The sequence below is a fragment of the Streptomyces celluloflavus genome (genome assembly GCA_000720995.1).
Classification (GTDB): domain Bacteria; phylum Actinomycetota; class Actinomycetes; order Streptomycetales; family Streptomycetaceae; genus Streptomyces; species Streptomyces celluloflavus.
Genome location: JOEL01000005.1, coordinates 217,609 through 231,298 on the forward strand (window position 1 = coordinate 217,609; position 13,690 = coordinate 231,298).

Sequence of the window (13,690 nt, forward strand, 5' to 3'; positions counted from 1 at the left end):
CATCACGGACCGTCCAGGAATTTCCGGAGCGCCTGGACATCGCCCGGTTCCAAGGTGATCCCGAAGATCTCCTCGGGAGCGGAAAGCAACTCGTCCTTGTCGAGTTCCCGGAAGGCCGCCGCCCTCCCGGGACGCAGCTCCGCCAGAGTGCTGCCGGCGAGGAGATGCCTCACCTCGGGCCGGGTGCGCTGCAGGACCATCCGATGGTTGAACGGCGAGCGCGGATGCGTGAGGCAGAAGTGGTTGAGGATCTCGAAATCCGAGGGATGGCGCACGTCCAAGGTGAAGCCGTAGAGCTCGGCCGGCCCCTCCGGCCCCAGGAACCGCAGGACATGTTCACCGGACGGCTCCCGTACGAGATCGAACGACCAGTCGCCGTCCAGCCGCGCGCTCTCCGCGAGCCGGATCGGCTCGTGCAGCCCGTGGGCACCGAAACTCACGTCGTAAAGCCAGCGTTCACCATCGAGCTCCACACACAGAGCCACGTGCAGCGCCGGCCCCACCTTGTTCCCGGTCCGGATCCGCGTCCGGCCCGCGAACGCCGTGAACGTGAACCCGATACGGTCGAGCACGGCCGCCGCCAGCACGACCTGCTCCAGACACCAGCCGCCGCGGCCCTGCCGCACGATCTTGTCCTGAACACTGTCCAGGTCGAGCGGTACCACCGTGCGGCCGAACAGCGCGTCCAGGTTGTCGAAGGCGATCGCGTCGACATGGGCGGCGTGCAGACCGCGCAGCGTGGAGAGATCCGCGGCCACATCACCCCGGTAACCCACCCGGGCCAGATAGGCGTCCAGATCGACGCCGCCGCCCTGCCACACCGAATCCGTCATACGCCGCTCACCCTTCATGTGAACTGCCCGGCGACCATGCCCGCGAGAACGAGCCAGCCGAAATAGGTGTTGGAGACGAAGGCGTCCCAGCACGATTTCGGGTCGTTCAGGTCCACACGCACCAGCAGAGAGGACAGATAGATTCCCGCGAGCGCGACAACCAGGTAGAACGCCCACCCCATCGACACCAGCGCACCCGCCCACAGCACGCCCCCGACACTGATCGCGGCGAAGAGCGCCAGCCACGCCTTGGTGGCCTTGCCGAACAGCAGAGCAGAAGACTTGACCCCGATCTGACGGTCGTACTCCTTGTCCTGATGGGAGTAGATCGTGTCGTGAATCACGGTCCAGAAGGCCCCACCGGCATACAGGCCGCACACCGCGAGCGGATAGCCGGCGCTCCCGGTCGCCGCCGTCCAGCCGATCAGCGCGTAGACGCTCATCACCAGCGCCAGGAACGCCGAGGGCCAGAAGAAAATGCGCTTCATATACGGGTACGCGACGATCAGCGGATACGAGGCCGCAGCGACCAAGGCCGTCTCCACGTTCACCACCGCCAGGACCAGCAGCGCGACCACGGCCTGTGCGACCGCGAACAGCAGCGCGTTCTTGACGCTGACCGTCCCCGAGGCGACAGGACGCGACACGGTGCGGGCGACCCGGGCGTCGACGTCCCTGTCGATCACGTCGTTGACCGCGCAGGCAGCGCCGCGCACCAGCACCGCAGCGACGGCGAGGAGCACCACCACCAGCGGGTCCGGCCGCCGCCCGGAGGACAGGGCGACGGCCCACAGCCCCGGAAGCAGGTAGAGCACGTACCCCGTGGGCCTGTCCAGTCGCATCAACAACAGATACGCGCGGACCGAAGCGGGGCTCTTCGTGACCACGCCGGCAGATATTTCGTGCAGCATCAGGACCCCATCACCATGTCACCGGAAGCTGGACCAACCCGCCGATCAGCGTGGTGAGGCGCAGCCTCAGCTCGTCCACACCGACAGCCAGACGCAGGGTCGGGAATCGCGCGACGAGCTGGGTGAGCACCACCTGCAGCTGCATCCGGGCCAGCGTCGCGCCGACGCAGTGGTACGCACCGTGCCCGAACGCGAGACTGCCCGTCGCATCGCGAGTGACATCGATGCGGTCGGGGCCGGCGAAGACCGTCTCGTCGTGGTTGGCCGCGATGATGTTCAGCAACACGAAGTCGCCGGCCCGGATGGTGACCCCGTCGATCTCGAAGTCCGTCAGCGCGTAACGGGGCATGCCGCCATTGTGCGGATTCGGCATCGACATCCGCAGGGTCTCCTCGACCGCACCGGGGATGAGCCCCGGGTCGCGCAGCAACGCCTGCCACTGCTCGGGATTGGCCAGCAACAGCGACACACAGGTGCCGATCCGGGCCACCGTGGTCTCATAACCACCGAACAACAACAGCGCCGTCAGCCCGATGACCTCGTTGTCCTTGATCCCCTCGGTCGCACAGATCCTGGAGATCGCATCATCGCCCGGGTTCCGCCGCTTGTCAGCGACAAGCTGCCCGCAATAGGCGAACAACTCGGCCAGCCCCCGCTTGGACCTGACCGGGTCTCCGACGCCGGCGGCGTCCTGGGTCCAGCCGCCGAACCGGTCCTTGTCCTCCTGCGGCACACCCAGCCACTCGCACATCACCTGGATCGGCAACGACAGCGCCAGCGCCTCGCGCAGATCCACCGGAGGCGTCCGGCCGGCCACCGTGTCCAGGAGCTGCCGGGACACCTCTTCCACGTAGGGCCGCAGCGCCAGCATCCGCTCGGGGGAGAAGTGCGGCTCCAACAGCGCCCGCAACCGGGCGTGGTCGGTGGCGAAGTCGCCCAGCAGGCCGGCGAGAATCGCGGAACCGCTGTCCTTCGCCGCGGCCTGCGGATCAGGATTCGAGCGGCTGAGCCGGTCGTCGTCGAGCAACCGCCGCACCCAGGCATGACCGGTGACAAGCCACGCCTCGTCGCCCTCGGCGGTACGGACCCGATGGACCGCGCCCTGGGACTGGAGCGTGCGCAGTGCCGGTGCGAGGTGCAGCACATTCGTCTGCTCGAAAGGCAGTTGAGTCGGGGTACTCACTGACGGCCTCCGCCGGAATCGAGGTTCGGACCACCGTGTCGAAGACGGTCGCGACGTACTGGGGACGGAAAGCCGCCCAGCGGCAGGTTGACCGGGTTCCGGGTCAGGGGCACGCAGCGGGCCCGCTCCCAGCGCTCGAACTCGCCGCGGATGACGGGTAATTCCGTGGCCGTCTTCGGCGACATGAAGGCGCGGGGCCCGGCCGACGAGGTGCCGAGTGCGCTCATAGGGCTTCTCCTCCGGTCACGACGCCTTCCCTGTTACCGGTCAGAAGCTACGCGCATGGGGTTCGCGAATTGCACCACAGGAAATCACTGTGTGGCATTACCGGAATTTTTGCGATCATTCTGGCTGCCATCCTGGTGGGCAGCCCTGAGCGTGTCAACGATGCGGCGTGCGCATCTTCCGGTTTAGGGAAAACCCCAAAGAGGACGGCACAGGGCCGGATTTGGGCTACGCTGCGGATTGGTGGCCGCTGGGCGGCACCCAAGGTCGTGCTTCGAGTCCGGCTGTCGAGCCGGCGTCCAACGGCGGATAACACTTTCCGAGAAGGACGCGGTTTCCACCGACTGGCGTGGACGCTCTGTTCGGCGACGCAAGCCAGACGTTCCGGCGCGGACGCCGTGGCACGGAACGGAGTGAAACGAGTAGCGGTGAGCGGTTCTGCCGGCCGAGCAATATCACACAACGTCACTGATTATTGCCGAGAACGGCTCACGATAGCTTGAGAGGTGGAATGGCCATGTCTGTTGATTCCGGGCAATTGCAGGAGGACAGGTCGTTCGATCCATATGGCGCGCATCGCGACGACCCGTATTCCTTTCTGACCGGCATCGGAGAGAAAGAACCCGTTTTCTACGCCCCTTTGCTCGACGCCTGGTGCGTCACCCGCCGCGAGGACATCATTGCCGTACTGCGCGACGACCAGAGCTTCTCGGCGCGCGACCACAATCCCCGCCCCTCGGTCGCGCTGCCCGAGGACGTGACACGCATGCTGCGCACCTGGCGCGGAGCCGATGCGCTGGCCGTCGGCTCGCTCGACCCGCCCGAGCACACCAGGATCAAGGAAGTGCTCAACGTCGGGTTCACACCGGCCAGGGTCAGAGCATTCGAACCCACGATCCGCACGATCGCCACCGACCTCGTCGAGCGGGTGGCGGTCGCGGAGGAGTTCGACTTCATCAAGGAGTTCGCGGTTCCGTACTCCCTCGAGGTGATCGGCCGACGCCTCGGGATTCCGGACGAGTACCTCGACCGCTGCCGCACATGGTCCGAGCAACGCATCGAACTCATGATGGTGCGAGGCCACACCGATTTCGACCGGCTGCGTGAATACGCCCGCGGCCTGATGGAGTTCGGAGCATTCGCCCGGTCACTCGTGCAGGAACGGCTGGCCTCACCGCAGGACGACCTGATCAGCGAACTGCTCCACGAGGGCAAGGCCGGCCGCACGCTCACCGCCGACGAGGCTTCCGTCATGATCCCCACACTGATCTTCGCGGGACACATGACCTGCGCCGAGGCGCTCGGCACCATCCTCTTCCAGCAGTTCCAGGCCCCCGGAGGCTGGACCGCGGTGGCCGACGGGACGATCGCCACACGGGACCTCGTCGAAGAGGGGCTGCGGTTCGACAGCCCGCTGGCGGGCATGTACCGGACCGCGGTCAGCGACGTAGTGGTCGGCGACGTCCCCCTGGCCGCGGGAAGCCGACTGCTTCTGCTGTACGGAGCGGCCGGCCGGGACAGCAACTCCTCCGCATGTCCGGCCGCGTTCAGGCCAGGCAGCGGGTCCGCCTCGCATCTCGCGTTCGGGCACGGCATCCACTTCTGCCTCGGAGCCGGATTCGCCCGCTCGGAACTGGAGATCGCGATACAGGCCCTCGCCACCAGGATGCCGGGTCTGACACTGGCACCGGGGCCGCTGCCGCATCACCGGCCGGTGTTCCCGCTCCGGGCATTGACCGAGTTGCGGGTGCGGCAGCGGTGACACGGAGACCAGGTCGTTTCTGACGGCCCGTGTACGGTGCCGTCCGCGCTTGTCCCGCTGCTCGTTCCGCTCGGCGATGGCCGCCTTGCTGCCGCGGCGCCGCAGGCGGGCACGGTTGTCGCGGCCGGAGCGAACCGTGCCGCCGTGCAGGCGGCACGGCCGGCCCGGACCCCGCCGTCGAACGTGCGGGCCTGCCGGGGCCGGCAGGGGGCCCGGAACAGCACGCCGTCTCACCACGTTGGGGTGGTGTACCCGCGCGGGTACACCACCCCAACGTGCTGGAGACGGGCGAAGCTCGCGGCGCCGGCCGCTCTCCCGCGCGCACGGAGCAGGCCGGGTGCGGCAGAACCGGGAGCCTCGCTCGTCGTGCTTCGCTTCCCGCACAGGTGGGCTTCTCCGAGCCGGCCGAGCGGCGGCCGGCTGAAGATGCCCGGGAACGGCGCTCGAGGTCAGGCGCGGACCGCGGTCAGGAAGAGATAGCCGCTCTCCGGGACGGACCCGAACTCGCGCATGAAGTGGAGGAGTGAGGCGGCCTGTTCCTCGCCGACCAGTTCGGCCAGCTTGTCGCGGACGGTCTCCACGGCGTCGGCCATCAGCCCAAGAGTGCGGATGACGTTGTCGGTGATGTCGGTGATCTCCACGTCGACGAAACCGTTGTCGGCCAGCGCCTTGCGGTACTCGTCCACAGTGCCCAAGGAGCGCACCCCGTAGTGCTCGACGACATGGTCCAGGACCACGCGTCCCTCAGGAGTGATCGGGTCGCGCTGGATGACGTCGGCGATGGCGAGGCGGCCCCCGGGGCGCAGGACACGGGCGGCCTCGGAGATCACCTGGCCCCGGTCGGGCATGTGCCACATCGACTCGAACGCCCAGGCCGCGTCGAACGAGCCGTCGGGGAAGGGCATGTCCATCGCGTCCCCGAACTGGAACGTGGCCCGGTCGGCGAGCCCGGCCTCGGCCGCGAGCTTGGTGGCATCCGCCACCTGGATCCGGCTGACGGTGATGCCCACCACGTCCACGTCGGAAGTGCGGACGAGCCGCTGTGCGGGGTAGCCGATGCCGCAGCCGATGTCCAGGACCCGCTGGCCGGGCTGCGCGGCGAGACCCGAGATCATCAGGTCGGTCAGGCGGTCCGTGGCCTCTTCGACGGAGCTGTCGTCGGCGTCGTTCTCCCAGTAGCCGTAGTGGATGTTGGGGCCCCACGCGGAACCGTAGATCCGGCCGAACCCGTCATACACGTTGAGGACATCGCTGTGAGCGGGAGACTGATCGAGCGTCATGAAAAACTCCGTATCGTTGTGAAGGCGGCGGAAAGCCGCGACTCGCAGCCCTACCGGCCGGCGAAAACCCTGGTCGACCGCGATGGAACTCGGCGGTTACCTCGAAGGCGGGCGGAAACCCGCTGCGCTGGGCTGGGCAACCCCAGCCCAGCGCCTGCCTGATTTTCCGCGTCTCTGCCCGCCCCTTGCTTACTTCAGCTCGAAGCGCAAGAAACCCAGCCGCGCGCCCCCGGCCTGCCACTCGGCGCCAAGTGCCCGGTTCGCCAGCAGAGATATCCTCAGCTGCCTGCGATCAACCGGCGAGAGACCGCTGTCGCTGTCCAGTACCGCCTCCGTCCAGGCGACACTCTCCTCCCAGAACGGTGCGGTCGCCGCCGTGGCGTCGACGTCATCGACCAATTCGAAACCCGCGGCCTCTGCGGCCTTCACGTAGTCGAGCACCGTGGCAGGTTTCGTGTAAAAGTACTCGGCCCACACATCGGCCCCGTGCGGGCGCGTGATGAATAGTTCTTCGATGCACACACTCGCGCCCGGACGAAGCACGCGTGCCAGCCGCTCGAACCACAGCGGACGGTCGAAATATCCGCTGCTCTCGATCGCTACCGCTGCGTCGTAGGGGCCGCTGTCCAGGGGCAGTTGCTTCGCATCGCTGACCAGTGCGCGAACCCTCCCGCCCACGCCGCATTCCCGCGCGAACCCCTCGACCACCGGCGCGTGCTCCGGCGCGTTGGTGACCGCCGTGACGTCGGCGCCGTACTCCTCCGCCCAGAAGAGCGAGCCCCCGCCGAGACCGCAGCCGACATCCAGGACCCTGCCCGACAGCCGCTGCTCGGCGTCCCAGATCTTGGCCGCATACCGCAGCAGATCCTCTTGATGACGCCGTATGCTGCCGCGAATATCGTTCGGTGTCACATCGTCAGCACGCGGCGGCGCTTCGAAGGAAGGGTAATAACCTACGTGATAGTGAATCCTGGGACCAGGCCCGTACTTGCGGACAAGTTTGGCTGTCTTGTCGTCGTAGTACTGACCGACTATTTTCACCTCATCCTGAGGGTCCAGCGCTGCTTGAGGTGAACTTGAAAGCTCATCCAGATTCGACACGGGTCACTCCTCCAGAGCTCGGATGCTGACAACGTTGGCGAATGGCCTGCTTCGAACGTCAGGCTGCGCTCGCCACCATTTCGGCGAGGATTCCTGGTTCAGCAAGGATCACCGGACGGATTCCATGCTCATCAACTGTGCCGGCACCTTTCGCACATACGAGAGTCACCCGGCACCGAGGACAATCAGCCGATCCGTGAAGCCGCACTAATGACCCGGAATCCCTGAGTGGTACCGAAATCGAGTGGCGACTATTGGACACCATCCTGAAGGGCTGCTCTGGGCGTGTCAACGATGCGGCATGCGCCTTCTCCGGTTTAGGGAAAACCCCAAAGAGGGCGGTGCAGGAGCGGATTTGGACTACCCTCTGGATTGGTAGCCGCTGGACGGCACCCAAGGTCGTGCTTCAAGTCCGGCTGTTAAGCCGGCATCCAACGGCGGATAAGACTCCCCGAGAAGGACGCGGTTTCCACCGACCGGTATGGACGCCCTGTCCGGCGACGCGAGCCAGACGTTCCGGCGCGGACGCCGTGGCGCGGAACGGAGCGGCGGACGGACCGTAACCGATCGGGACCAAACGATTCCCGTCGCCGACGACACCGGCAAGGATGCGGTCGGGGAGAGCACGCGGCACCGAGCCGCGCCGGCCGTCGTCCCGGCCTGCCCGAACCGGCCGCGGCCACCACGCGGTTCTCCCCGGCGTCGCCGGCACACGAGGCCGCCGGCCGGACCGGCGTCACGCCTGGCGGCCGGTCCGAACCCGCCCGAAAGGCCGGCTACGACCGCTCACCACACCCAGTGAGGAGCACTGTTGAGTGAACTGGCCGCCGGGGTACTCCGGCGACGGACCTCCCGCCGGACCATGGCAAGCACGGTGCCGGCCGGCGGCATCGCACCGGTGTCGGTGCGGTCGACGACCCCCACACCCACCGCCGACATCGACGCCACGCCGCGACAGATCACCGAACTCACCGCCGCAGCCTGGCGGACGGCGCGGACGCAGCCGGTCGGACACAAGCGTGCGGAATACGGTCTCACCAACTCCCGGCACTAATCCATGGCTTCCGGGGCTATACGCGGGGGCCATGTGTCTGTCCGCAGAATCTGGAGGACGAACGCCCTCGAAACCAGCGCGACACGATTCGGCGCTTGGAGTTTGTCGGACATGACACGGACGTGGTAATCGATGGTCTTCGAACTCAGGTGCAGCTCTCGCGAGAGCCGCCCGCTGGACAGGCCGGCCGCAACACCCTCCAGGATCCTGACCTGGATCGAACTGGGAACCCAGTCATCGAGCGGCTCGGACACTTCGCGGCATTTCTGATCAATAGCCATGGCACCCATCCATTCCGTGCAGCCCGGCCGGGCCGTGTGCTTCGGACGATCCGATCGTTGGTCGATGTCCAGTGGGCGAGGAGCGGGCCGTCGTTGCCGACCGGACACCGAAGCGGGGGGGGCGGTCGCGTGATCACCGGCAGGTGACCGACCCGAACGCGTACCACTACCGCGCAGAGACTCCATGGATGGACCCGCGTGAGCGTTTTGGCCTGTGAAAGGCGTCCACAACCGTCTGCGGGAAGTGGGCTGCCGAGGATACCTGGCGAAGGTCTCCACCGCCCTGCTCGCCCATGCCGATGCCGAGAAGGCCCTCGACATCGCCACCGTCCGCTCGCGCTCGCCATCACGCATGGCCGGCACGGTGACGCACCCGCATTTCGCGAGGCCGCGATAGTGGTCCCCGGCCGATCAGCCGGCCCGGGACCACACCGGACACGGTCCTCAGCGGCAATGCGTGCTCGTCCCGGGCGACCCGCGACCACCTGCGGCGGCGCGGTGTCCGGGCCGTGAGCCCGCAGCCGGCCGGCCGAACAGCCCCAGCGCAAGCGTCTCGGCAGCCGTGGCGGCAGACCGCCGGCCTTCGACCGCGACGCCTACAAGCAGCGCACCACCGTCGAGGGCCGCGTCGACAAGCCCAAGCGGTGGCACGGCATGGTCGCCGGCTGTGACAAGACCTCCACCGTCAACCTCGCCGCCATCCCCATCCGGTCCACGCGGCGATCCGGGAGAAACGGCCCAGCGGTCACGCGGGCGCGACACCCGCGCGAACTCAGCGACGAAGCGGGCGCCGGAGGAGGGCGGGGCGAGCCCGCGGGACCGGCTCAACCCGCTCGTTCTCCATGCAGCTCGTCTCGGCGAGGGCGGCCACCACCCGCTCGGCCTCAGGGAGTCGCGCGCGGATTCGTTGAAGCCGCCGACGGCGTAGTGGTGCTACAAGCCCGCCCTCCTCGCCGAGCGGGAGGCCGGCCGGGCCCTGGGCCCTGGCCCCGCAGTGGGCCTGCGCGCGGCGCTCCCACTCGGAGCGGATGACAGAGGGAGCGGAACTGTGGTGAGTAGGGAGCATTGTGGAGGGCTACTCCAATCGAGATGTCGCGCCTGCAGGTGGTGCGGTCATGCGGTGCGATTGACGATGCGGTCGATCGTGGTGCGTGCTGTATCAGGTGATGTCAGGGCACGCGATTCGGTGGGCGAGGCGACGTCTGTACTCATCACTTTTCTTCTCCAGCCGCGCGAGTGGAGCACATTCCATTAACTTAGGTAAGCATCAAGCAATCATCGCTGTGACGAACAGCGTGTGCTGACGCCCCTTCACCTCCTGCCCGCTTCGCCGTGAAGTGAAATCCCGATGAACAGAGGTGCGAGCAGTGCCTGGCTGTCCGGCATCATCGCAGGTAATCCAGGCTCCCTCCTGAAATTCGACCGGTTACCGGAATCATCCCTACCGGAATCATCCTCACTGGTATGTGAGTCTCTGTGACCTCTTGCAGTCGTGTCAACGACTTGTGATCAGCTGGCCGAATCCATGCCCAGCAACCGGTCGTGCGGGCGCAGAATCGGCTGATGCTGAATTCCTGACCGAGGTCATGACTTGACCCACCTTGGGTGCTTTAGGGCCCATGTGACTTTCCATCCAGGATTCGCCGGGACGCCAGGGCGGGCGGTGTGGACAGTCCACCTTGGTAACGCGCGCTACCGGCCGCCTTCCGTCGCCATGGCGTATGCGTGTGAGGCGCGGGTCATTTGGGCGGGAAGCGGGCTGACGGTAACCGCATTCGGGCACCTATCGCGCTTGAGAAGCAGGTTCTCTCTCCCGGCCGTGGCCGGAATTGTATGCCTGACACCCCTTCATACACTGATGGGTTCTGCCGCCGACCTACGCCGACTCAGCAACGTCGCACTCAGCCACACCCACCTCAAGGCCCTACGAGCAGTACCGCTGCAGAGTACGAGCCGGCGATCGACGGCGACCGACGCGGATCGGCGCTGACCACCTGCCAGCCCGCTTCCTGACCGCTCGCGGTCATCACACTGCCCCTTCCGCCGCCGCCCACTCCAGCCCGAGCACGGCGAGCGCCTGGAGCTTGTCGGTGGTCAGCTTGGCCCGGCGACTGCGGCTGTTGCTCAGGAACACCCCGAGCTTGACCTCCGACCCGTCCGGCAACGCCTCTACGTGGCCCCTGGGGACCGTCACAGACCCGGTGCGGGTCTTGTACTGCTCCAGGGCCGCCACGCCCTTCTCGAACGCGCTCGCGGCCGCCTTGGGGGCCTTGGCGGGCTCCGCCCGCTCCGGGGGCAGCGGCACGACGCCGACCGCCTCCAAGAGCTCACGCTGCCTCTCCATCAGCCCCACCCAGACCGTGTGCTGACGCTGCTTCGCCAGCCACTTCCCGACGTCCATTCCGTGCACGGTGACCCCGGGCAGGACGTCGCAGTGGTCCTCCTCATCGGTCAGCAGCTCCCGCAGCGCGGCGTAGTGCCGCTGCCACTCCGCCGGCCACGCGGGGTCCCAGTGCTCATCCACGGCCGCCAGCGCCGTCTTCCACTCCGGATGCCCGTCCAGGGCTCCCGGCCGCCGCAGGTTGGACAGCCACTGCCCGATCGGCCGGTCCAGCATCGTCGCGGTCCGGGGCGCGCACAGCGTCCAGTGCTGCTCGTAGTACGCCTTCGCGGCCTCCAGGTTCTCCTGGAACCGCTCATCCACCGGTGACCACACCATGCCCAACTGCTCAAGCCTGCACGCGCGTTGGCTGTTCATCTGCCCGGCCCCGAACGCCCGCCGCTGCTCCGCCACCCACTGCCCGAGCGGATAGGAGCCCTCCTTGTGCCCGTACGGAACACGGGCATGAAGCTCACGCGCGGTGAACTTCTTGAGCGACGCCCAGCCGCGAGCCCAGTCCTGCTTCTCCGTGTCGATCACGTTGAAGGAAATCCAGTCCGCGACCGTCACCGGGTCACGCGGAGCCGCAAAACGAAGCAGGAGACGGGATTCTTCCTCTCCGCCCTCGGGCTTTGCACCGATGCACTCGGACGGCTGCGCCACGTCCTTCTGCGGCTCCTGCGGAATGGCCAGCAATTCCACGGCCTCTTCGTCGTGCGCGCGCAGACCTTCCAATACCTTCACCAAAGGCCGGTACGATCCCGAGGTGAACATATCCTCCGGCTGCTCATCGGGCCGGAGAAATACCGGCACGATCAGAGAAGCGAGTTTCCCTTGTCCCGGCTTTTGGCGCAGCGCCCGGCCGATGGCCTGGACGATGTCGTGCGGGGCGCCCTTGGGGTCCAGCAGGGCCACGGAGTCCACCGCGCGGATGTCGACGCCCTCGCCCAGGACACGGCAGTTCGAGAGGACCGCCCGCCGGGCGGTGGAGCCGAACGTGCCCAGCACCTCCCGCCGGCGCTCCGCGACGTGCTCGCCGCACAGCCAGTCCGCCCACACCTCGGCCGGGTACTTCTCGGGCTGGTCGGCGTGCAGCCGCTTCGCGACCCGCTCCAGGCCCTCCGCGTACGCCGCGGCCTCTATGGTCCGGTGGTGGAAGGTGATGCACGTCTGGAGCTGGTGCTGCTCCATGGTGTGCAGAAGCGCCGCCTGGAGCGCCCCGAGCCGCTGCCCGCGCACCTCCTCACTGTGCCGCTCCTCGCCCATGAGGCGCTCCGGAGTGACGATGGGGTCCTGGAGCTCCAGGACGATGATCTGGTACCGCGCCAGCAGGCCCCGCGAGATGGCAGACGCCAGCGACAGCTTGTAGAGCACCGGCCCGAACACGGCCTCATCGTCCATCGAAGCCGCCATCTCCTTCGGCAGCGCCTCCCGAACCCCCTCCGCGACCCCCCAGTTCGGCCGCTCCTGCCAGATCCGCGGCGTCGCCGTCAGGTACAGCCGGCGGTACGCCGGGATGACGTGCTGGTTGTGGATGCCGGCCCACGCCTTACCCATCGAACCCGAAGTGCGGTGGGCCTCATCCACCACGGCGAGGTCCAGCGGGGCGAGCTGCTGCCCGTAGGCGCCCTCGAAAGCCTCAGCAAGCACCCCCAGCGACGCGTACGTCCCGAAGATGGTCACGGGCCCCTCACCGTGCCACAACGCCAGCTGCACCGGGTTGGTGGTGGAGCGCACCTTCAGGCTCCACAGGTCCGGGTCGTCGCTGAGGCTGCACACCGCGACCGCCGGCCCCGTGTGCCCGGCCCCGCGCCACGCCTGGACGGTCTGCGTCAGGAGATCCAGCGTCGGCACCAGAACGAGAACGCGCCCCTTGGGCACAATCCTTTTCGCGGAGGCCGCAGCGATGATGGTTTTCCCTGTTCCGCACGCGGCATGCACCTGCCCGCGCAGACCATCGGCAGGAATGCCGCTCGGAGGGATATCGAGGCCGCGCACAATGGCAGCCACGGCCTCGATCTGATGGTCACGCAGTTTCACGGCCATTCCCGTGTTCTCCTTTTCGCGGAATTCAGCGCGCAATCAGAAAAGAAGGTCCGGCGCGGAGCGAGGGGCCCGGGGTGCTGCTGTCTGTACCCAGATGCTACACAGCTAGAGCCGTGATGCATCACCCGCACGGCATGTTCGCCCTGTAGGCTGACTCCTGGTCCCATCTCACACCACACGCACGGTTCATAGGGTATGCAGGGCGGGGTATCGGTGAATGTGAGCGGAGTTTTCGAGGGTGGGGGAGAGGTTCGGGCGGAGCGCAGCGGAGCCCGTCACTGAGGTGGGGCCAGCATCCGATCGGTCGGGCTTGACGGACCGTCACTTTCGTTGCGGGGGTGGTGGCTGGGATCCCCAGGCCCTACACAGCCTGCGGAGCGATGCACACCTCCTCGTAGCCAGCTTCAGGAATCCCGCTTGCGGGGTTCCTCGCAATTCGCGCTTGCGCGAATTGAAGCTTGTTTAGAATTCCGCTTGCGGAATTCAATTCCCCCGCTTGCGGGGGAATTTGACGGAGCGTCAGCGAAGTCATTCGCTTTGCACCGGCTTGCCGGTGCAATTCCCGCGCTTGCGCGGGAATTAGAATTGCGCTTGCGCAATTCGCGCTCTATGCCCCGGCTTGCCGGGGCATATC

At 67.1% G+C, this 13,690-nt stretch carries 10 protein-coding genes; 2 read left to right on the top strand and 8 right to left on the bottom strand.

Features of this window, described 5'->3' with window-relative positions; all coding sequences use genetic code 11:
- Positions 1-2: 2 nt before the first annotated feature.
- The 4 genes from IH09_RS07620 to IH09_RS38845 are packed head-to-tail and all read right to left on the bottom strand — an operon-like array spanning position 3 to position 3,154.
- Positions 3-833 carry an arylamine N-acetyltransferase family protein gene (locus IH09_RS07620; protein ID WP_052855318.1) on the bottom strand — a complete coding sequence of 277 codons (831 nt, stop codon included), beginning with the start codon at positions 831-833 and terminating at the stop codon, positions 3-5.
- 14 nt (positions 834-847) lie between these two features.
- Positions 848-1,720, bottom strand: coding sequence for a 4-hydroxybenzoate octaprenyltransferase (locus tag IH09_RS07625; RefSeq protein ID WP_318279405.1), 873 nt, complete (start codon positions 1,718-1,720; stop codon positions 848-850).
- Positions 1,721-1,754: 34 nt separating this feature from the next.
- A complete protein-coding gene (locus IH09_RS07630; protein WP_052855320.1) occupies positions 1,755-2,927 on the bottom strand; it encodes a cytochrome P450 in 1,173 nt (390 codons plus the stop codon).
- Positions 2,924-3,154 (bottom strand): hypothetical protein, encoded by a 231-nt coding sequence (locus tag IH09_RS38845; protein ID WP_190233233.1) that lies wholly within the window; start codon positions 3,152-3,154, stop codon positions 2,924-2,926. The genes IH09_RS07630 and IH09_RS38845 overlap by 4 nt, the downstream gene beginning before the upstream one ends.
- A gap of 515 nt (positions 3,155-3,669) precedes the next feature.
- Here IH09_RS38845 and IH09_RS07635 point away from each other — a divergent pair.
- The gene (locus IH09_RS07635) at positions 3,670-4,914 is read left to right on the top strand and encodes a cytochrome P450 (RefSeq protein WP_205380214.1); all 1,245 of its coding nucleotides are present in this window, start codon (positions 3,670-3,672) and stop codon (positions 4,912-4,914) included.
- A 449-nt stretch (positions 4,915-5,363) separates the two neighbouring features.
- On the opposite strand, the gene IH09_RS07640 is transcribed toward IH09_RS07635, so the two are convergent.
- Together IH09_RS07640 and IH09_RS07645 are read right to left on the bottom strand one after the other, a co-directional pair.
- On the bottom strand, positions 5,364-6,194 hold the full coding sequence (locus tag IH09_RS07640; protein ID WP_052855322.1) for a methyltransferase domain-containing protein: 831 nt from the start codon (positions 6,192-6,194) through the stop codon (positions 5,364-5,366).
- Between the two features lie 189 nt (positions 6,195-6,383).
- Positions 6,384-7,295 (bottom strand): SAM-dependent methyltransferase, encoded by a 912-nt coding sequence (locus IH09_RS07645; RefSeq protein ID WP_052855323.1) that lies wholly within the window; start codon positions 7,293-7,295, stop codon positions 6,384-6,386.
- Between the two features lie 862 nt (positions 7,296-8,157).
- On the opposite strand from IH09_RS07645, the gene IH09_RS38850 reads away from it, so the two are divergent.
- Positions 8,158-8,349 carry a hypothetical protein gene (locus IH09_RS38850; RefSeq protein WP_190233234.1) on the top strand — a complete coding sequence of 64 codons (192 nt, stop codon included), beginning with the start codon at positions 8,158-8,160 and terminating at the stop codon, positions 8,347-8,349.
- On the opposite strand, the gene IH09_RS07655 is transcribed toward IH09_RS38850, so the two are convergent.
- Positions 8,346-8,630 carry a LuxR C-terminal-related transcriptional regulator gene (locus IH09_RS07655; RefSeq protein WP_052855350.1) on the bottom strand — a complete coding sequence of 95 codons (285 nt, stop codon included), beginning with the start codon at positions 8,628-8,630 and terminating at the stop codon, positions 8,346-8,348. The two genes, IH09_RS38850 and IH09_RS07655, sit on opposite strands and share 4 nt — an antisense overlap.
- Positions 8,631-10,656: 2,026 nt before the next feature.
- On the bottom strand, positions 10,657-13,056 hold the full coding sequence (locus IH09_RS07660) for a DEAD/DEAH box helicase (protein ID WP_052855325.1): 2,400 nt from the start codon (positions 13,054-13,056) through the stop codon (positions 10,657-10,659).
- Positions 13,057-13,690: the final 634 nt, after the last annotated feature.